Origin of the sequence: Streptomyces nidicola, assembly GCF_050106155.1 — a bacterium.
Lineage (GTDB): Bacteria > Actinomycetota > Actinomycetes > Streptomycetales > Streptomycetaceae > Streptomyces.
The window spans coordinates 8,089,526-8,108,662 of the sequence record NZ_JBNBPI010000001.1 but is presented as its reverse complement, the minus strand read 5'-3'; the positions used below and the strand labels follow the sequence as shown (position 1 = coordinate 8,108,662).

Sequence of the window (19,137 nt, the reverse complement as noted above, 5' to 3'; positions counted from 1 at the left end):
CTTTCAGGACCCGTCGGTCCGGCCGGACCGGCTGAGGCCGGTGAGGTCCAGGGATTCGGTGACGCTGTTGACCGGCAGGCCCGTGATGTCCGCGTCCGCCACCATCAGGTTCGGCAGCAGGAACAGCCAGTCGGCGGCGGCGTCCTTCGAGAGCGTGCGGGCGGCTTCGCGCATCGCGGAGATCTGCTCCTTCTGGCTGCCGGTGTCCGCCTTCGCCAACAGCGCGCGGAACGCGGGGTTGTCGTAGCGGGTGTAGTAGTTCTTGTCGCCGAACACGGCGGGCATGTCGCGGGGTTCGACATGGGACATGATCGTCATGTCGTAGTCGGCGTTCTTGAACACCGTCGACAGCCAGGCCGCGGGGAACTCCAGCTGGCTCAACTCGACCTTGAATCCGGCCTGTTCGAGCTGGCTCTTGACGACGGTGCCGCAGGCGGCGGCGTACGGCAGCGTCGGAATCCGCAGCCGTAGTGTGCGCCCGGCCTCACCCGACTCCTTGAGGAGCCTGCGCGCCTTGTCCCGGTCGTACGGGTACAGGTCGGTGAGGTCCTGGTACCAGGGGTCGGTCGGCGGCACCATGCTCCCGATGAGCTTGCCACGCCCGCCCCAGCAGGTGTCGACGAGGGCCTTGTGGTCGATGGCGTGGCGGACGGCCTGCCTGGCCTTCCTGCTCTTCATCGGCCCTGACCCGTTGTTCAGCGAGAGCATCACCTCGCCGTTCGTCGAGCCCTCGATGACGCGGTACTTGGGGTTGTTCTCGAAGCGGTAGAGGGAGTCCGGTGACTGCATCGCGCCGATGACGTCGATGGTGCCCGTGAGCAGCGCGTTGTTCATCGCCGTCGGGTCCTTGAAGTACTTGAGGGTGACCGTGTCGAAGTGCGGCGCAGGGCCCCAGTAGTCCGGGCGGCGGGCGAGCGTGAGGGAGTCGCCGCGGTTCCATCTCTTCAGCTCGTACGGTCCGGTGCCGACGGGGTCGGTGGCCAGCTTGCCGACGCCGGTGCGGCTGAACATCGCGCCCGTGCGGGTGGTCATCCGGTACAGCCAGTCGTTGCTGGGCCGCTTCAGTGTCACCTTCAACTCGTCGGCGGCGACGGCCCGTACGCGGTCCACGACGCCCATCTGGGCCTTCAGCGCCACGGTCCACTTGGGGACGACGCGCTCGATGGAGAACTTGGCGTCCTCGGCGGTGAACGGCGCGCCGTTGCTGAACTTCGCGTTCTTGGTGAGGTGGAAGGTGTACGTCCTGCGGTCCTTCGACAGCTCCCACGACCTCGCGAGCGAGGGCCGGATCTTGCCGTGCTGGTCGAGCTTCACCAGGTTCTCGTAGACGTTGTAGAGCAGCGCCTGGGGGATGGCGGCGCCGTCCGTCTTCGTGAAGTCGAGGTTGGCGGGTTCGGCGGTGACGCCGATGGCGAGGGAGTCGCCGGGGCCCTCGGGGCGGGAGCCGGCGGCCGTCGATCCGGCGGAGCAGGCCGTGGCCAGGAGCAGGAGACAGCAGGCCAGCGCGGAGGCGGCCGTCCGGGCGTGGCGCCCGAATCGTCGGTCCTTGCTCATGCACGACACCTTCCGCCGTAACTGGCCTGACCAGTAAGCTCACTTGACAGGTACCGTGACGACTGAGGGAGTACCTGTCAAGAGGGCGGGACCTGTCCACAGGTCTGAAGGAGAGGGTGCGGATGTTCACCGAACGGAACCTGGCCACCATGTCCGCCGTCGAGATGACCGCCCGCTTCGCCGATCGCTCGGTGTCACCGGTCGAGGTGCACGACGCCGTGCAGTCGGTGATCGAGGCGCGCGAAGGTGTGCTGAACGCGTTCTGGGTGCGGGATCCCGCCGAGTCCCGCAAGGCGGCGGAGGCGAGCGAGGCGCGCTGGGCGGCCGGGGAGCCGCTGGGCCCGATCGACGGTGTGCCGGTGACGCTCAAGGAGAACATCGCCCGCAGAGGCGTTCCGATGCCTTCGGGCAACGCGGGGGTGGAGCCGGTCGTCCCCGAGCGGGACGCGCCGATCACCGAACGGGTCCTGGAATCGGGCGGGTTGGTGCTCGGCTCGACCGTGATGCCGGACTGGGGCATGCTCTCCTCCGGCGTGTCCAGCCGACACGGCATCACCCGCAGCCCCTGGAACCCGGCCTGGACGACGGGCGGTTCGAGTTCCGGGGCGGGGGCGGCGGCCGCGGGCGGGTACGGGCCGCTGCACGTCGGCTCGGACATCGGCGGCTCGATCCGGCTTCCGGGTACGTGGCTGGGCCTGGCCACCCTCAAGCCGAGCGACGGCCGAGTCCCGCTGGACACGCCGTACTTGGGGCGGGTGGCGGGACCCATGGCACGCACGGTCGGGGACCTGTCCCTGCTCATGCGAGTGCTGAGCAAGCCCGACCCTCGCGACTGGACGAGCCTGCCACCGCAGGACATCGACTGGTCGCGGCCGGCCGGTGATGTGCGCGGGCTGCGGGTCGGCCTGCACCTGGACGCGGGCTGCGGGGGCCCGCGCGATCCGGAGGTGGTGGAGGCGGTGCGCCGGGCGGCGGACGTCTTCGAGTCAGCAGGCGCGACGGTCGAACCGCTGAACCCTTTCATGACGCAGGAACTCCTGGACGACCTGGACCTGTTCTGGCGGGTACGGTCCTGGAACGACCTGCGCAAGCTGTCGCCCGAGGCGGCGCTGCGCGTCCACCCGTACATCATGGGCTGGTGCCGCGAGGGGGCCGACGTGCCCGGCACCCGGGTGCTCAGCTGCTACCAGCAGATCATGCGGATACAGGCCCTGACGGTGGCAGCGACGCTCCCGTACGACGTCGTGCTCTCGCCGGTGGCGCCCGTGTCGGCGTTCGCGGCGGAGCAGCCGATGCCGTTCATGGAACCAGGGAAGACGATGTCGCACATCGGCTTCACCGCGCCATACAACATGTCGGGCCAGCCCGCCGCGACGGTCAACTGCGCTTTCACGGCGGACGGCCGGCCCATCGGCGTACAGATCTCGGGCCGCCGCTTCGACGACGTGGGCGTCCTCCGGGCCGCTTCCTGGTACGAGCGGAACCGCCCGGCCGAGGCGGTCCCCCAGTGGCCGGACGACGCGCCGCTGGCGTCCGAAGGGGAGGCTCCGTGACGCCACCGGAGGGGGCACGGTTTCAGCAGGTCGCTCCGGTACGGCTCTACCAGCGCATCGTCGAACAGATCGAGCAGGCGATTGCCTCCGGTGACCTGAAGCCCGGCCAACGCCTGCCCAGCGAGCGCGAGTTGGTCAGCCAGTTCGGCGCGAGCCGGCCCACGGTGCGTGAGGCGCTGCGCGTCCTGGAGAGCAACGGCCTGATCCGCTCCCGTCACGGCGATCCGCACGGCCCGGAGATCCTGCCGTTCACCACGGCGGGCCTGGCCAAGGAGATGACGCGGCTCGCCCGCTTCGACACCATCTCGATGGCCGAGCTGATCTCCTTCCGCATGATCCTCGACGGCTCGGCCAGCCAGCTCGCGGCACGCCTGCGCACGGATGACGAACTGTCCGCGATGGAAGCGACGGTGACGTCGATGTCTAACGCCATCGAGGCGGGCTACGAGGAGTTCAGCAAGGCGGACGTGGCATTCCACGAGGTGGTGGCACGGGCCAGCCGCAACGCGCTGATCGAGGTCTCCAACCAGGTCGTCCGCGGCGCCGTCCTCACCCTGATCGCCGACAAGGTCGCCCACGCCGACAACCGCCAGGCACTCATGCACACCTCCCTCCGCCACCACCAGGAGGTCCTGGAAGCCATCCGCACCCGCGACGGCCTGGCAGCGGCCCACATCTCACGCCGCACGTTGTACGACTACTACGCGGGGTACGTGCCGGAGGAGGAACGGGGGCCGTTGCTGGCGCTCGTGGACGGCGGGGAGAGCTGAGCGTCCTGCGGTCCGGTGGGTCGAATGGGTGAACGGGCCCACCGGGGACCGGCGTTCGGCACTAGCCTCGCGTCATGGGAGATGAACGAGTGGAGTTCCGTGCCGGGCGCGACGACTACGGAATGGCGCGTTGGGTGGACGGACTGGTGCAAGAGCGGGAGCAACGCGGCGACGAGCTGTGGGTCAAGGTCCTGCCCGCGTTCTCCGCATCGGACGGCGACGCCCGATGGGTACGCCAGGACGAGGTCCGCGGGGCACCCGGCTCGGCGTAGGCCCAACGCGCCGCGAGGGGAGGGTCCGTCCCGATGAGGGGTGGGTGCACGGGCGGGGGCTCGTCGGGCGGCTGGTCGAGGAGGCCGTCGCGGCCGGTGCCGAGGTCCGGACGGGTTCTGCTGTGCGTGACATCCGTACCGGTGCGGATGGTGGCGTGCGGGCGCTCGGCCTCTCCGACGGCGGGGCACTTGACGTCGACGCCGTCGTGAATGCCGCCGGGCCCGATGCCTCGCACGTCGCCGGGCTCGTGGGGCGGGACTTGCCGATGCGTCGGGAGCCGGGCGCCGTCGCCCGGGTGGACTGCGCCGAGGTGCCGGTGCGGCGTGCCATGCATACGCCGCACATCGAGATCCGACCCGATGGGGACGCGTCCGTGGTGCTGCACAGTCGGGAGGTCGACGCGCTCATCGATGCGGACGGGGTTCCCGGGGATCCGGGTGAGTTTGGGAGGCTGCTTCGCGCGGCCGCGCAGCGCGTCGTCCCTGGGCTTGGCGACGCCCGTATCGCAGGGGCTCGTGTCGTCAACCGGCCCATCCCGGCCGACGGGTTCCCCTCCGTAGGGGGCGTGACGGCCGTGCCGGGGTACTACGAAGCCGTCACCCACAGCGGCATCACCCTCGGGCCGATCGTCGGACGGCTGCTCGCCTCGGAGATCGTCGGCGGCCGGAGCGACGCGTTGCTCGGGGGATTTCGGCCCGAGCGGTTCTCCCGATAGGGGGACGGCGTCGGTAAACATTCGTCCGCCACGCCGACGTCGGCGAAACGACCCCCGAACGACCCTGGTGCGCTGGTGTTTTCCCTGCCGCAGGTGGTCAATGTAGAAAACGGAATGATGATCACCGGCTGCACGGAGGAGAGGCTGCACCATGGACGCCTATGTCATGACGGAACGTCATGAGGAACTGAGGGCGGAGGTGCGGTCGTTCGCCGAGGAGAAGATCGCTCCCCGAGTCGCCGACATGGAGGCCTCCCGGTCCGTCGAGTTCGAACTGGCGCGGCTCATCGCCAAACAGGGGTGGATCGGCGTCACCGTCGGCACCGAGTTCGGCGGCATGGGGCTCGGGCACCTCGCGAAGACCATCGTCATCGAGGAGCTGTCGCGGGTCAGCGGGGCGATGGGCGCGATGGCGCAGGCCTCCCAGCTGGGCGTCGCGAAGATCATTCACTTCGGCGATGCCGTCCAGCAGCGCACATGGCTGCCCCGCATAGCCTCCGGCGACTGCCTCCCGACGATCGCGGTGACCGAGCCCGAGTCCGGCGGCCACGTCCTCGGCATGGAGTCGACCGCACACCGCGACGGGGACGACTACATCCTCAACGGCCGCAAGGTGTACGTCGGCAACAGTCATGTGGGGGATCTGCACGGTGTCGTGGTGCGGACAGGCGAAGGTTCGCGTGGGCTCTCCGCGTTCCTGGTGGAGTCCGACCGGCCCGGCTTCAGCCTGGCCCCGCACACCCCGGCGATGGGCCTGCACGGCTTCAGCTTCGGCGAGCTGCGCTTCGACAACTGCCGTGTCCCCGCGGCCAACCTGCTCAGCGGCGAGGGCCGCGGCCTGGACGTCGCGTACTCCTCCAGCATTCTCTACGGGCGCCCGAACCTCACCGCCGTGTCGCTCGGCATCCACCAGGCCATCGTCGAGGAGACGGTCCGTTTCCTGAACGAGCGCGAGCGGTACGGCAAACCGCTCAGCGCCCAGCCCAACGTGCGCCAGAAACTCGGCGCGATGCAGTCGGGCCTGATGACCGCCCGGCTCCTCGCCTACAACGCCGCGCACCTGCTGGACAGCGGCGCGCCCTGCGACGCGGAGCTGATGAACGCCAAGTACGTGGGCGTGGAATCGGCGATCACCGCGGGCCGCACCGCGATGGAGATCCACGCGGCGGCGGGCCTGTTCCCCGACCGGCCGATCGAACGGTTCGTCCGGGACGCCATGCACATCTACTCCCCCGCCGGCACCTCCGACGTCCAGGTGCTGCGCCTCGCCGAGGTCGCCCTGGGCACCTCCCGCAGCCGCTGGTCCGAGCAGCTCGCCCGCCCCGTCGGCGCCGCGTCCGGGGCGTAGGCCCTACGGAAGCCGCTCCCCCGCCCGCTCGTAGATCAGCCGCATCGCGTCGTCCCGCACCTGCTTGATGAGTTGAAGGCTGTTGTGCCCGCTGTCGAGGGAGCGGGGCTCCGTGCCGACCGCGCACACCGTGCCCAGGACGAGGTCGGTGGCCGGGTCGATCAGCGGGGCGCCGAGGTAGACGCGGATGCCCAGTTCGTCCACGACGGGGTTGCCGGCGAAGCGGGGCGCCGCGTACACGTCGGGCAGCACCAGGGGCTTGCGGCGGGAGAGGACCTCGGGGCAGTAGCCGTGGTCGCGGGACATGACACGGCCGACCTCGGTCGCGGTGTGGTCCTGCGGCACCATGGTGTGCCGGGTCCCCTCGGGGGTGTGCAGGCCGACGAAGAACTGCTGGTCGGTGATCAGATTGACCATCGCGTACGGGGTGTCGGCGGCATTGGCGAGTTCGGTGGCGAGCCGGTCGAACTGGGCATCGGGCTCGCCGAGGCCGAGCTGCTTCAACCGCTCGGCCCTGGCCGCGAGTTCGTTGTCGGCGGCCGGGTTGTGGAAGCCGGTGAGGGCGTCGTAGGGCATGGTCGCTCCAGCGGGGTCAGCGGATCGCGGGCGTACGGTGGCGCCGGCTGAGGGTCAGGGCGTATTCGACGAGGGCGATGAGGACATGGCGGCCGGTGTCGGCGCGCCGGGCGTCGAAGAGGACGACGGGCACCTCCGGGTCGAGCTCCAGGGCGGTGCGGACCTCGGTGGACGTGTAGCTGTGGTGCGCGGTGTCGAACTCGTTGACCGCCACGATGAACGGCAGCCTGCGGTCCTCGAAGTACTCGATCGCCGCGAAGCTGTCGGCGATGCGCCGGGTGTCCACCATGACGACGGCCCCGATCGCGCCGAGCGCCAGGTCGTCCCACATGAACCAGAAGCGGTCCTGGCCCGGCGTGCCGAACAGCAGGATCTGCAACTGCTGTTGCCACAGGGTGATGCGGCCGAAGTCCATGCTGACCGTCGTGGTGGTCTTGTGCTCCACACCGTCGAGCCGGTCGAGTCCGGCACTCGCGGAGGTGAGGATCGCCTCCGTGGTGAGCGGTTCGATCTCGCTGACGGCGCAGACCAGCGTGGTCTTGCCGACGCCGAATCCGCCCGCCACGAGTATCTTCAGCGCGGTCAGCGGGATGTCAGAGGCTGCGTAGGCCGACAAGGACTGCCTCCAAAAGGTTGGGGTCGCCGCCGTCGGCGTCGCGGGGCGGGACGGTCGGGGCCAGGACGTGGGAGTCGATGAGGTCGGACAGGATGACCTTGGTGACTTGAACGGGCAGGCGCAGCCGGGCCGCGAGCTCGGCGACGGAGCGCGGTTCGAGCCGGCACAGGGCGAGCACCTGGGCGCCCTCCGGCTGCAGGAGCAGGCCGGGGCGCTCCATGTCGGCCCGCAGGTGCGAGCCCAGGCCGAGCGGGTGGTCGGGACGGGTGCGCCCGCCGGTCAGGGCGTAGGGGCGGGTGGTGGCGGTGTCCTCGGCGAGCCACGCGCTCCCCTCGGGGATCGGGTCGCGGTCCACCGGTCACTGCGCCCAGTCGGCCGAGGGCGCCGGGCTGAGACGGGTGGGCGTGCCGAGGTGTCCGCGTACGCTCCTGACGAGCATGGTGATCTCGTAGCCGACGACGCCGACCTCCGCCTCGCGCGCGGCGAGGACGCCGAGCACCCCGTTGAGCCCGGCCTTCGAGACGAACAGATAGCCTCCCGCGCACTCCACGATGACCTGTTCCACCCCGGCCATCGGCTGGTGGATGGTGCTGAGGCCGGTGCCGAGTGAGCACATTCCCGTGGCGATCGCGCTGAGCCGGTCGGCCGCGGCGTCGTCGAAGCCGTGCCGGTAGCGGGTGACGCCGTCGCTGGAGGCCAGCACCGCACCCAGGACGTGCGGCACCCGGGCCGAGAAGTCGGCGAGGAGCCAGTCGAGGTCCTCTGAAGGCGCCTGCGTGGTCATGTGTCAGTTCTCCTGGTGTTCGTCGGACCGGGGCGGCTGCGGGGCGTCGGACCGGGATGTCTCCCGGCGGGCCGCCTGCACTCCGCCGCTGTAGCGGGCGAGGAGCCCGCCGTCGAGTTCGGTGTGCTGCTGCGGGAGTTCGGCGTCCGCGGCGGCGCCGTGCCGCAGTTCGGGCGCGAGGTGGCTGGAGCTCCGTCGCGTCCGCTGGGTCAGGGGCGGGCGCTGGGCGGGGTCGCCGGCTCCGCCCTGAGGGGTGCCCGGCGCGGGGGTGGCGCGGGTCGTTTGTCCTGCGGTGTGGGACGCGGGGCCGGACGGGGCGGCCGGCCCTCCGTGGGACATGGGGCCTGACGGGGTGCCTGGGCCACCGGTGTGGGACGAGGGGCCCTGAGGGCTGGTCGAGGCCTCGTAGGGCATGGGGCCGCCGGACGGGGCGCCGGGTCCTGCGCCGGTGTAGGACGAGCCCTGAAGGGTGGTCGGGGCCTCGTGGGACATGGCGCCGGGCTGGGTGTCGGCCCCCGTGTGGGCGCCGGAGCCAGGTGCCGTGGCCGGCGCGGTGGCGGGGGCCGGCTGTGGTGGCGGGCCCGCGGTGGTGGCCGTGGGGATGCGGCCCGTGGTCGAGCGGGCGGGGACCCGGCGCGGCAGACCGGCCGGGCGGGGCGCCGCCCCGGCCTCCGTCCCCTGCCCGTGCACGGTCTCCCGGGGCGGCTCGGGGTGCGGCTCGGGGCGCCGCTCCCCGTGCCGCGCGCCCGCCTGGACGACCGGGCCCACCGGGCCGACGGGCACGGCGTCGGGCAGGGGCTGCGACTGAGGTTGCTGCTGGGGCTGGGACTGCTGCTCGGGCACCGGGGGCCCCGAGGGCGCCGAAGACCCCGCCTCCGCAGGGGTGTTCGCGCCGGGGTGGGGCGCGTACGACGGGGCCGCGGAGGCGTAGGCGGGCGCGGACGCACGCGGCGCGGCGGGCTGCTCGGTGGCGCGGCCCGGCTGGGCGGGCCCGGCCCCCTGGGCCCCGGCAGGCGCGGCGTCGTCCGCGGGCGTGTGCAGCACCGCGTGCGGCAGGATCACGATCGCCTGCGTACCCGCGTACATGTTGGCCTCGAGGCGGACCGTGAGGCCGCGCCTCGATGCGATCTTCGCTGCGACGAACAGGCCGGTGCGGCCGTCCTTGAGCTGCTGCTCGACGTCGTACTGCTCGGGGTGGGCGAGGAGTTCGTTCATCCGGCGCCGGTCCTCGTCCGACATGCCGAGCCCCCGGTCCTCGACCTCGATCACCATGCCGGATCCGGCCATCGCGGAGCGGATCAGGACCTGGCTGGTGGGCGGCGAGAACCGGGTGGCGTTCTCCGCGAGTTCGGCGATGAGGTGGATCGTCTCGACGGCGGCGTGCCCGCGCACCTGCACGCCGCCCGCCACGGGCATCACCCGGACCCGCGGGTACTGCTCGATCTCGGCGATGGACTGGCGCAGCACGGTCGCCAGCGGGACCGGGTGGCGGATCTCGCGCGGGACGGCGCCGCCGAGAACGGCGATGGACTCGACGGAGCGCTGGATCCGGGTGATCAAGTGATCGATGCCGAACAGGGTGTTGAGGAGTTCGGGGTCCTCCACGATCCGCTCGGCGTCGTCGAGGCTCTTGAGCGCGCGGACGACCAGCGTCTGGAGCCGGCGGGCGATCGTGGTGAACGCGTCGAGCTGGCGGCGCGTCGCGGCCTGGAGGACCGCGGTGTGCGTGGCGTGCAGGCCGTGGTGCAGCTCGTGTTCGAGCACGGTGAGCGGGTGGGAGTCGATCATGTGGGGCGGCGCGGCGACGGGCGCGCTCCCGGGCTCGCCCTTCTGGATCCGCTCGGCCGCCCGCTGGATCCCGTCGATCCGCTCGCTCAGCGCCGCGCGCAGCCGGGCCGTCCGCTCGGCGACGCTCGCTTCCTGGGCGGCCTGCGCGGTGTGCAGGGTACGGGCGGTGGCGCGGGCCGCACGCCAGGCGAGGCCGATGGCCGAACCGCAGAGCACCGTGGCCCCGGCGCCGGCGCCCCAGGCCACCGCGGCGGAGTCCGAGCCGACGCACGCCGCGTACGCGCCCGCGGCCGCGGCGGTGACGGACGCGGTCGGGGCGACGGCGAGCAGGGTCAGGCGCTGCCGCAGCCCTTTCTCGGAGAGCAGCGTCGACGCGGGCTTGCCGCGGTGCAGACCGCGGCCGCCCACGGCGGCACCGTCCGCGGAGTAGTCAGGCATGGGGGTTCCTCGGTAGAGAAGCGAGCGGCGCACGGTGCGTGTGGCGGGCCGTCGGGCCGGCACCTCGGACAACAGCCGCATCAAGATCTTGAACTACCCTGATGCTTCAAGGGCGTTCGGGGCTACTTCAGCCCAGGGTCGTTTCAGGGTCGTTCCGTCTTCGGCCGGTGCGCCGTCTGGTCGGGCGGCCTCGCCGAGCTTGCCCACGAAGGCCAGCACCGCGTCGAGGGACTCGATGTCGACGAGCCGGCTGCGGGGCCGCAGCAGCCCTGCGGTGCCGAAGGCCGCCAGCTCGCCGCAGCGCCGCGTCAGCCACTCCCAGTCCAGGTCGAGGTGGTCGGCGAGCGAGCGCAGCCGTTCCTCGTGGTGCGCGCCGCGGGTCACGGCGCGGGCGCGGGCCCGGTCGAGCAGTTCCGTGCACGCGCGGACGTCGGCGAGCGACTCGCTGGTGTCGACGTGCCAGATCCCGTGCTCCGCCATCCAGTTGGTGACGATCACCTTGTCGTCGGGGACCAGGACGAAGGCGTCGGTGCGTGCGAAGCCCGGGTCGGCGTAGACCCGCACCTCGAGGCCGTGCAGCTCCATCAGGGCCACGGCGAGCCACAGCAGGACGCGCTCGTGGGTCCCGGCGTCGCGCAGGACGTCCTCCGGGATGTACAGGGCCCGCTCGGAGGGGGCGGCCCCGGCCCCGTCGCGGATGTCACGCAGGTACTCGGGCCAGCACGCGAAGAACAGCCAGGCCGCGGCGTCCTCGGCGGAGGGCAGCGGCGTCCAGAACAGGGGCGGGGCGCTGGTGCCCGCGAGTTGGCGGGTGATGTGCCGGGCGCAGACGTGCATGCCGAGCCAGGCCGCGCTCACGTTGGTGAGTTCCGGCATCGCGGCACGGGCCATGGCCGAGCGCCGCTGCTCCAGGAACGGGCCGAGCCGCTGCTGTTCCGCGTGGAGCACGGCGTCGTCGGCCTGGAGGCTGTCGTCCAGGTTGGTCATCGCCCACAGCAGCGCGTACGTGAGCTGGTCGACGCGGTAGGCGGACGGGATGGTGAGCATGTCGCCGCCGGTGACGAGGCTGCGCTTCGCGTACGCGGCGTCCAGGGCGTACGCGCTGCCCCGGGACTCGGCGAGTATGAGGGCCCGTCTGGTGGGCCGGGTGAAGTGCCGGATGTGCGGCTGGTCGGCGGCGCCGATGATGACGAGTCCGGCGTGTTCGTCCGCTTCGTAGATCTGCACCGGCAGTTGTGCGCCGTCGAACCGGTGCCGGCCGGTCAGGTGCCAGAGTCCTTCGAGTCCCGAGGGGGCGTCGGACAGCCTGAGCGAGGAGCCGCCGAACGCTTCGTCGAGGGCCCGCGCGGTCTCCCTGACCACCTCCGCGCCGGTCCGCGGCCGTGGTCCGTCCGGCTCCTCGGCCACCGGCCGCAGCAGCGCCGCGACGTCGGCGCCGAGCCAGTGCTCGAGGACCGTCGCGGTGTCCGCGCGCGGCACCTGCTCGCCGCTGAGCCACCGCTTCCACGTCGCCTGTGACGCCGTCACCGCGGCGAGCCCGGGACGCCCCAGGTCCCGCGCGGCGGCCTCGGCCGCGCGCCCGAACTCCGCGTCGAAGAGTGCGTAGCCGTGGCAGCCGCGTTCCTCCAACAAGGCCCGCAGCAGCGTCCGCCGTGCCATCAGCGCCTCGCCCCCGCGTCCCCGGCGCTCGTGCAGGGGGCCCCTAACTCCCCTCGACCGGCCGGTATGTGACGGTGCGCATGCCGAAGGCATGTGCGGCTGCAGAGATCCATAGCCGCGATTATGTCTACGTCAGGTCATACTCGGGCGATGAAATTGTGAAGATCGTTTGTAGACACACGTACCGGGCGGCGAAAGAGAGGATCCTGCCGCGCGGCACTCATCCATGACAGTCCGGCGTACCGCACGCGCCGTGGGCGGACCCCGGACGCGGTACGTCCAGCGTCGGGTTGCGGTCGAAGAAGCCGAACGGTTTGAGGGTGAAGCCCGTGTGGTCGACCGGCATGACCGGCCAGTCTTCGGGGCGCGGGGCGTGGGTGAGGCCGAAGGTGTGCCACAGCGTGAGGGGCCCGCCGTCGATGTCGCGGTCCGCGGCGGCGTATGCGGGCAGGCCCGCGCCACCGGGGTGCTGGTTGACGAAGTCGCCCGCCGGGTAGCGCTCGGCGGCGTCGGAGCGGGTCACCCAGAGGTGCCGCGTGGCGAAGGCGGCGCGCGCGGCGACCGAGGAGCCCGGGTCGGCGAGCAGGGTCGGCCTCCCCTCCGGGTACAGGGCGTAACCGACGGGCCTGCCAAGGTGGTTGAGGGATTCCGGGTTGGTGATGTGCCACGTGCGGTCGGCGGCCGGGTCCGCGTCGCGCTGCGCCGCGCGCTCCGTGAGCAGCGGGGTGCGGCGCAGCGTGAAGGCGTTGCCGCGCGGGTTGTCAGGTCCTGCCGGGACACGGACGGCGTCGACCTCTTCGACGCGGTTGGTGACTCCGTCGACGGCCATGTCGAGGCGTGCGCAGAACAGGTGTTGATGGAAGGGGGCGCCGAGCCCCGGCGCGATCTCGGAACGAAACCGGTCGTCGCCCTCGTACGCGGCGGTGAAGACGACGCCGGTCGCCTTGGCCTCGAAGGCGATGGTGCCGTCGAGGTACAGGTACCAGTAGAAGCCGTAGTCGTAATTGCCGATCGTGGTGAAGAAGGAGAGCACCATGCGGCGTTGGCGCCGGGTCTCGGCGGAGCCCGCCCACAGGTCGGTGTGTTTCCAGAGGGTCCCGGCGTCCTCCTCGTGCAGGCAGATCGCGTTGCGCAGCGTCCGCGGTGCGCCGCGTTCGTCGGCGATCACGGCGTCGAGGTAGGTGATGTCGCCGACGCAGTCGCAGCCCAGCTCAAGGGAGTTGGCGCAGCGGCCGATCAGATACTCGCCGGTGTCGAAGTAGTTCTGCCAGGAGCGGACCGGGGACGGGTCGGCGTAGGGCACGACCATTTCCGCGATGGAGGCGCGGTGGATGATCGGGCGGGTGCGGCCGGTGTCGCGGTCGGCGAAGGCGATGCGGTGCAGGACGAGGCCCTCGCGGACGTCGAAGCCGATGTCGAGCGACCAGTTCTCCCACGTCAGGCGGTGGCCGTCGAGGGCGAAGCTCGGGCCGTCGGGCTGGGTGATCTCGATGGGCCGCTGGGTGGTGCGCGGCGGTCCCGTGACCTCGGGGTCGTCGAAGTTGCCGGAGCCGGTGGGGACCGGGACGGGGCCGAGGTCGATGACGCGGTCGACGGTGCGGTGGGTGACATCGACGTAGCCGACGAGCCCGTCGACCGGATGCGCCCAGGCGTGGTCCGCCTCGTGGTCCTGCACGAAGGCGAGGCCGCGCAGGATGCGCCGCCGGGTCTCCTGCGGGTACTCGTCGGCGTACACACCGGCGGACAGGGGTGCGACCCGCACCTTCCGTACGTCGAGGCCCCGGCGCTCCAGGGCGGCGAGCCACCGTTCGTCCTTGGCGAGCACCTCCTCGACGGCGCCGAACTCTTCTTCCAGTACGGGGAGTTGGCCGTCCTTCGCCGGGTCGAGCTGCCGGTCGGACACCACGCGCCCGTCCGTCAGGGACACCACGACGTCGCGGGCGGGCGCTCCGGCGGTGTCCTGGAGCAGGACCCGCACCCGGCGCCAGTCCGCCGCTGTCCCGCCGTTGAACAGCGCTTCCTTCGCGGGTTCGTCGAGCCCCAGATAGGCGAAGCGGGTGGTGTCGGCGAGCAGGTCCGCGGCGCCCAGGATGTTCCGGGCCGCCCGGATCTCCTCGGCGGTCACCGGTGCGAGCGGATCGTGATCGTGCAGGTCACTCATGAGACGCTCCCGAAGCTTTGCCCTACGTCCGTGTCACCGCGAACGTAGGCCGGTGGATTCGCGCCGGTGCGGCAGCGCGTGCACGCGTAGGCGCCATTGCGTGCACCCACTGGTGTCCCGCGCCCCGCGCGAAGGGTCAGGGTCGCAGCATGCCGTCCCGGCCGGGAACGGTCCACCGAGCGACCAACGGAGTACGCACATGGACCATCGCCTTGACCACCTGTACATCGGCGGAGCGTGGGTGCGCCCCAGCACCGGGCGGCGGCTCGCGCCCGTCGACCCGAGCACGGAGCTGCCGCTCGGCTCGGTTCCCGAGGCGGTGGAGGCGGATGTCGACGCGGCGGTGCACGCCGCCCGCGTCACCTTCGACTCCCCTGGCGGCTGGGCGAGTTGGGAGCCTTCGCGGCGCGCCGGGGTGATGGAGCGGTTCGCCGCGGAGCTGGACGCGCGGGCGCAGGACATCGCGACGCTGGTCAGCGCGCAGAACGGGATGCCCGTGAGCATCGCCCGGCAGCTGGAGGTCGGCTATCCGGGCGCGGTGCTGCGCTACTACGCGGGTCTGGCCCGCGAGACCGCGTTCAGCGAGGTGCGCACCGGGCTGCTCGGCGGCGCGGTGGAGGTGCGGCGGCTGCCGGTGGGTGTGGTGGCGGCGATCGTGCCGTGGAACTATCCGCAGGTCCTGTCCATGTTCAAGATCGCGCCCGCGATGGCGGCGGGCTGCACGGTGGTGCTCAAGCCGTCCCCGGAGACGGTGCTCGACTCGTACCTGGTCGCCGAGGCCGCGCAGGCTGCCGGGGTGCCGGCGGGGGTGCTGAACTTCGTGCCGGGCGGGCGCGCGGCGGGCGCCCATCTGGTCGCACATCCGGGCGTGGACAAGGTCGCGTTCACCGGCTCGACGGCCGCGGGCCGCGCCATCGGCGAGACGTGCGGACGTCTACTGCGGCCCGTGACACTGGAGTTGGGCGGCAAGTCGGCCGGCATCATCCTCGACGACGCCGTGCTCGACCCGGCGGTCATCGGCCAGGACCTCGTCGCGGCGACGCTCACCAACAACGGCCAGACCTGTTTCCTCAGCACACGTGTCCTCGCCCCGCGCAGCCGCTACGCGGAGGTCGTCGACCTCGTCACCGACCTGGCCGCGTCCCTGCCCGTCGGCAACGCCCTGGACGCGAAGACCCTCGTCGGCCCGCTCGTCGGCGCCGCGCAGCGCGAACGGGTCGAGGGGTACGTGGCCAAGGGCCTCGCCGAGGGCGCCCGGCTCACCACGGGCGGCCGCCGCCCGGCCGGGCTCGACCGCGGCTGGTTCCTGGAGCCGACCGTCCTCGCCGACGTCGACAACACCTGGACCGTCGCCCGCGAGGAGATCTTCGGCCCGGTCCTGTGCGTCATCCCCTACGAGGACGAGGACCACGCCGTCCGCCTCGCCAACGACTCCGACTTCGGGCTCGGCGGCACTGTGTGGACCGCGGACCCGGAGCGCGGCGCGGCCGTCGCCCGCCGCGTCCACACGGGCACGATCGGCGTGAACGGCTATCTGCCGGACCCCGTCGCCCCGTTCGGCGGCACGAAGTCGAGCGGCCTGGGCAGCGAGCTGGGGCCCGAGGGGCTCGCGGCGTATCTGCGGTTCCAGAGCGTGTACGGGGTCGGCGCACGCTGACCCCGGAACTCCGCGCGGCCGCGGTCGCTCACGGGTGCGGCGCCCCGGTCGCCGTCCCCACCCGGGCGGCCGTGCCACGCGCCCACCCGCTGGAGGCGATCACGGCGAGTACGGCGACACCCGCGCCGAGCGCCAGGACGAGCCACCACACGCCGTGTGCGGCGCCGGTGAACTCCGCGCCGCCGCCCGCGAGATGCGGGCCCATCACCGCGCCCGCGACGGCGACGCCCAGGGTGGTTCCGGCCTGCCGTCCGGTGGAGGCCAGCGCCCCGGCCAGGCCGGCCATCGAGCGCGGCATGCCGGAGATCGCCGAGTTGCTGATGGGCGGGTTGACCGCGCCGACGAAGACACCGAACAACAGGTAGACCGCGAGGACCGCGGCGAGCGGGGTGTCCGGGCCGAGGGTCTGTCGTTTGGATCAGGCCGGATCAGGGAGCGGGGTCCGGTGCGTGCGATCGCAAGGCGGAGGAGGGAGTCGACGCGGAGCGTCGGCGACCGACGACAACGCCGCGAGCGTGCGTGCCGGACCCCGCGAGCCCGGCCTGATCCAAACGACAGACCCTAGCCCCAGCGACAGGCCACCACCGAGGGCCAGGGCGCCTCCGGCGATCACCAGCGGGAGCCGTGGGCCGCGCGCACCGACCATGCGCCCGATGCGCCGCGACACCAGGAGCACCGGCACCCCGACCGGGAGCAGGCAGAGCCCGGCCGTGACCGGCGGCAGACCGCGTACGTCCTGCAGGTACTGGGTGGTGACGAACAGGAACGCGCCGAACCCGCACAGCGCCAGGAGCGCCGTCACGATCGCCGAGCTGAACGGCACGCTGCGGAACAGGCGAAGCTCCAACAGCGGGTCGGCGCGCCGCAGTTCATAACCGACGAGGCAGGCCGTGCCGAGCGCGGCGAGCGCGAGCAGTCCGACGATGGGCGGGGAGGTCCAGCCGAGCGCCCCGGACTCGATGATCGCGTAGACGACGCTGCCCAGGACCACGACCATCAGCACCTGTCCGACGGGGTCGAACCGGCGGGCGCGGCCGGCGCGGGACTCGGGCACGTACAGCGCGGAGCACACGATCGCCACCGCCACGATCGGGACGTTGACCCAGAAGACGGCCCGCCAGCCGAACGTGTCGACCAGGCCTCCGCCGACGATCGGGCCGAGCGCGAGGGCGAGGCCCGACATCGAGGTGAACACGCCGATGGCGCGGGCCCGTTCGGCGGCACCGGTGTAGGTGTTCGCGACGATCGCCATGGCCACCGGGTTGAGCATCGTGCCACCGACGGCCTGCACAGCACGCGCGGCGACGAGCCAGCCGATGCCCGGCGCGAGGCCGCACAGCAGCGAGCCGAGGCCGAACGCGCCCAGGCCGCACATGAAGATCCTTCGGCGGCCGAACCGGTCGGCGGTGGATCCGGCCAGGACGAGGAACGCGGCCAGCACCAAGGTGTAGGCGTCGACCGTCCACTGCAGGCCGGACTCGGAGGCGCCCAGGTCGCGGCGCATCGCGGGCAGCGCGACGTTGACGATGGAGATGTCCATCACGACGACCACGATGCTGAGGCAACAGATCGCCAGGACGAGGGACTTGCGGCGCGGGCTCAGGTCGCCGACCGCCGCCGTGGGAGAGCGCAAGGAGGAACTCATGCCCGCGACGCTAGAATTGAGAGCGTGCTCGAAATCAAGCCCGAATCCACGCACGGAGCCATCCCCGCGGAAGGCGTGAGCATCGCCGAGGCGGCCCGCCGCACCGGGGTCAGCGTGCACACCTTGCGCTATTACGAGCGCGCGGGCCTGGTCGTCACCCCTGTCGACCGCACCAGTACCAATCGCCGCCGGTACCGGGAGCTCGACCTCAAGTGGATCGTCGTCTGCACCAAACTGCGCGCCACCGGCATGCCCATCCGCGGCATCCGCGTCTACGCCGAACTGGTCGCGGCCGGTCCCGGCAACGAGGCGGAGCGGCTGGCGCTGCTCGAGGCCCATCGCGCCGAGGTGCTGGCCAAGTTGGAGGAGACCCGGGAGAACCTGAAGATGATCGACCACAAGATCGACGTCTACCGGGACAGCATGGCCGCGGGCGAGGCCGACCGGTTGTGGGCCCCGGTCGACCGCCCGCTGCCCTGATCACCGCATGAACAGACCCCCGTTGGCGTCCCAGCACGCGCCCGTCACCGTGTCGGCATGCTCGGCGGCCAGCAGGACCACCATGTCGGCGATGAACTGCGGGCGGCCGAGACGGCCCACCGGGATCATCGCCTCGGTCTGCGCGAGCTTCTCCGGGTCCACGGTGCGGCGCACCACCGGCAGGTCCTGCGGGCCCGGCGAGACGGCGTTGACGGTGACGCCGCGCGGGCCGAGGTCGCGGGCGAAGACCTTGGTGAGCGTGGCGACGCCGCCCTTGGCCGCCGCGTAGTGGGCGCCGGTCGCCGTGCCGCCGTTCTGGCCCGCGAGCGAGCCGAGGTTGACGATGCGTCCGTCGCCGCGCTCGGCGAAGTACGAGCCGAAGACCTGGCAGCCGAAGAAGGTGCCGTGCATGTTGGTCTCCACCACGGCGGCGAAGCTCTCCGGGGTGATGTCCATGAGCGACTCGACCTTGGAGTGCCCGGCGTTGTTCACGAGGACGTGCACCGCGCCCCACCGTTCGACGATCCGGTCGCGGGCGCGGGCGAAGGCCTCCTTGTCGCGGACGTCGAGGGCGAGGCCGACGGCGTTCTCGCCGGTCGGGTCGAGTTCGGCCGCCGCCTTGGCCGCGGCGTCCTCGTCCAGATCGGTCAGGGCGACCCGGTACCCGTGGTCGTGGAAGCGCGCGGCGATGGCGCCGCCGAGGCCGCCGGCCGCCCCGGTGACCAGGACCACGCGGTGCGGGCTCACTTGGTCACGTCCGGGAGCGGCCGGCCGACGCGGGCCTCGATCTTCATGTACCGCCACAGGCCGTACTCGCCGACCTGCACGGTACGGAAGAGGTTGCAGGCCGCGGCGACGGTCGGCTGGTCCACGACGTCGGCGAGGACATAGCTGGTCCAGGGCCAGGAGCCGGAGGGGCCGACCATGTGCTGGTCGTCGTCGATGGTGCCGATGACGTCGACGCCCGGAAGTTCGTGCAGCTGGCGCAGCATGCTGGTGAAGCCGTCCCAGACCGCCTTGCCCTGCCCGGTCGGCAGGTCGAAGAAGTTCTGGTTGACGCCGATGCAGAACAGCACCCGCAGAGGTGCCTGGGGGGAAGTGGACATGGTGATGTCGCCTT

The 19,137-nt window shown here is 71.9% G+C and carries 19 protein-coding genes; 7 read left to right on the top strand and 12 right to left on the bottom strand.

Annotated elements, in window-relative coordinates; all coding sequences use genetic code 11:
• Positions 1 to 3 precede the first annotated feature (3 nt).
• Positions 4 to 1,554, bottom strand: coding sequence for an ABC transporter substrate-binding protein (locus tag ACOKM3_RS36620; protein ID WP_426905558.1), 1,551 nt, complete (start codon positions 1,552 to 1,554; stop codon positions 4 to 6).
• Between the two features lie 122 nt (positions 1,555 to 1,676).
• Here ACOKM3_RS36620 and ACOKM3_RS36615 point away from each other — a divergent pair, with 122 nt between their 5' ends.
• From ACOKM3_RS36615 to ACOKM3_RS36595, 5 genes are all read left to right on the top strand, one after another.
• Positions 1,677 to 3,107, top strand: coding sequence for an amidase (locus tag ACOKM3_RS36615; protein WP_426905557.1), 1,431 nt, complete (start codon positions 1,677 to 1,679; stop codon positions 3,105 to 3,107).
• Positions 3,104 to 3,877, top strand: a complete 774-nt coding sequence (locus ACOKM3_RS36610) for a FadR/GntR family transcriptional regulator (RefSeq protein ID WP_426905556.1) — start codon at positions 3,104 to 3,106, stop codon at positions 3,875 to 3,877. The genes ACOKM3_RS36615 and ACOKM3_RS36610 overlap by 4 nt, the downstream gene beginning before the upstream one ends.
• A gap of 74 nt (positions 3,878 to 3,951) precedes the next feature.
• Positions 3,952 to 4,149: a hypothetical protein gene (locus ACOKM3_RS36605; RefSeq protein WP_426905555.1), complete on the top strand. Its 198-nt coding sequence runs from the start codon at positions 3,952 to 3,954 to the stop codon at positions 4,147 to 4,149.
• Positions 4,104 to 4,865 (top strand): NAD(P)/FAD-dependent oxidoreductase, encoded by a 762-nt coding sequence (locus ACOKM3_RS36600; RefSeq protein WP_426905554.1) that lies wholly within the window; start codon positions 4,104 to 4,106, stop codon positions 4,863 to 4,865. Before ACOKM3_RS36605 ends, ACOKM3_RS36600 begins: the two co-directional genes overlap by 46 nt.
• A 151-nt stretch (positions 4,866 to 5,016) precedes the next feature.
• Positions 5,017 to 6,213 (top strand): acyl-CoA dehydrogenase family protein, encoded by a 1,197-nt coding sequence (locus ACOKM3_RS36595; RefSeq protein ID WP_426905553.1) that lies wholly within the window; start codon positions 5,017 to 5,019, stop codon positions 6,211 to 6,213.
• A gap of 3 nt (positions 6,214 to 6,216) precedes the next feature.
• On the opposite strand, the gene ACOKM3_RS36590 is transcribed toward ACOKM3_RS36595, so the two are convergent.
• The 7 genes from ACOKM3_RS36590 to ACOKM3_RS36560 form a co-directional block, all read right to left on the bottom strand.
• On the bottom strand, positions 6,217 to 6,789 hold the full coding sequence (locus tag ACOKM3_RS36590) for a GAF domain-containing protein (protein ID WP_426905552.1): 573 nt from the start codon (positions 6,787 to 6,789) through the stop codon (positions 6,217 to 6,219).
• A gap of 16 nt (positions 6,790 to 6,805) precedes the next feature.
• Complete coding sequence (locus tag ACOKM3_RS36585) at positions 6,806 to 7,405, bottom strand: GTP-binding protein (RefSeq protein WP_426905551.1); 600 nt, start codon at positions 7,403 to 7,405, stop codon at positions 6,806 to 6,808.
• Positions 7,383 to 7,760 (bottom strand): DUF742 domain-containing protein, encoded by a 378-nt coding sequence (locus tag ACOKM3_RS36580; protein ID WP_426905550.1) that lies wholly within the window; start codon positions 7,758 to 7,760, stop codon positions 7,383 to 7,385. Before ACOKM3_RS36580 ends, ACOKM3_RS36585 begins: the two co-directional genes overlap by 23 nt.
• Positions 7,761 to 7,763: 3 nt before the next feature.
• The gene (locus tag ACOKM3_RS36575) at positions 7,764 to 8,189 is read right to left on the bottom strand and encodes a roadblock/LC7 domain-containing protein (RefSeq protein ID WP_426905549.1); all 426 of its coding nucleotides are present in this window, start codon (positions 8,187 to 8,189) and stop codon (positions 7,764 to 7,766) included.
• A gap of 3 nt (positions 8,190 to 8,192) precedes the next feature.
• On the bottom strand, positions 8,193 to 10,415 hold the full coding sequence (locus tag ACOKM3_RS36570) for a sensor histidine kinase (RefSeq protein WP_426905548.1): 2,223 nt from the start codon (positions 10,413 to 10,415) through the stop codon (positions 8,193 to 8,195).
• Positions 10,416 to 10,508: 93 nt separating this feature from the next.
• The gene (locus tag ACOKM3_RS36565; RefSeq protein WP_426905547.1) at positions 10,509 to 12,074 is read right to left on the bottom strand and encodes a hypothetical protein; all 1,566 of its coding nucleotides are present in this window, start codon (positions 12,072 to 12,074) and stop codon (positions 10,509 to 10,511) included.
• Positions 12,075 to 12,294: 220 nt separating this feature from the next.
• On the bottom strand, positions 12,295 to 14,235 hold the full coding sequence (locus ACOKM3_RS36560) for a primary-amine oxidase (RefSeq protein WP_426905546.1): 1,941 nt from the start codon (positions 14,233 to 14,235) through the stop codon (positions 12,295 to 12,297).
• Between the two features lie 199 nt (positions 14,236 to 14,434).
• On the opposite strand from ACOKM3_RS36560, the gene ACOKM3_RS36555 reads away from it, so the two are divergent.
• The gene (locus ACOKM3_RS36555) at positions 14,435 to 15,892 is read left to right on the top strand and encodes an aldehyde dehydrogenase (protein WP_426905545.1); all 1,458 of its coding nucleotides are present in this window, start codon (positions 14,435 to 14,437) and stop codon (positions 15,890 to 15,892) included.
• A 28-nt stretch (positions 15,893 to 15,920) separates the two neighbouring features.
• On the opposite strand, the gene ACOKM3_RS36550 is transcribed toward ACOKM3_RS36555, so the two are convergent.
• Together ACOKM3_RS36550 and ACOKM3_RS36545 are read right to left on the bottom strand one after the other, a co-directional pair.
• On the bottom strand, positions 15,921 to 16,250 hold the full coding sequence (locus tag ACOKM3_RS36550) for an MFS transporter (protein WP_426905544.1): 330 nt from the start codon (positions 16,248 to 16,250) through the stop codon (positions 15,921 to 15,923).
• 60 nt (positions 16,251 to 16,310) lie between these two features.
• Positions 16,311 to 17,537, bottom strand: a complete 1,227-nt coding sequence (locus ACOKM3_RS36545; RefSeq protein WP_426905543.1) for a DHA2 family efflux MFS transporter permease subunit — start codon at positions 17,535 to 17,537, stop codon at positions 16,311 to 16,313.
• 24 nt (positions 17,538 to 17,561) lie between these two features.
• Between ACOKM3_RS36545 and ACOKM3_RS36540 the strand changes: the two genes are divergently transcribed.
• Positions 17,562 to 18,017, top strand: coding sequence for a MerR family transcriptional regulator (locus ACOKM3_RS36540; protein WP_426905542.1), 456 nt, complete (start codon positions 17,562 to 17,564; stop codon positions 18,015 to 18,017).
• Here ACOKM3_RS36540 and ACOKM3_RS36535 read toward each other — a convergent pair whose 3' ends face one another.
• Both ACOKM3_RS36535 and ACOKM3_RS36530 read right to left on the bottom strand, forming a co-directional pair.
• A complete protein-coding gene (locus tag ACOKM3_RS36535) occupies positions 18,018 to 18,764 on the bottom strand; it encodes an SDR family NAD(P)-dependent oxidoreductase (protein ID WP_426905541.1) in 747 nt (248 codons plus the stop codon).
• Positions 18,761 to 19,123 carry a hypothetical protein gene (locus ACOKM3_RS36530; protein WP_426905540.1) on the bottom strand — a complete coding sequence of 121 codons (363 nt, stop codon included), beginning with the start codon at positions 19,121 to 19,123 and terminating at the stop codon, positions 18,761 to 18,763. The genes ACOKM3_RS36535 and ACOKM3_RS36530 overlap by 4 nt, the downstream gene beginning before the upstream one ends.
• Between the last annotated feature and the right edge of the window lie 14 nt (positions 19,124 to 19,137).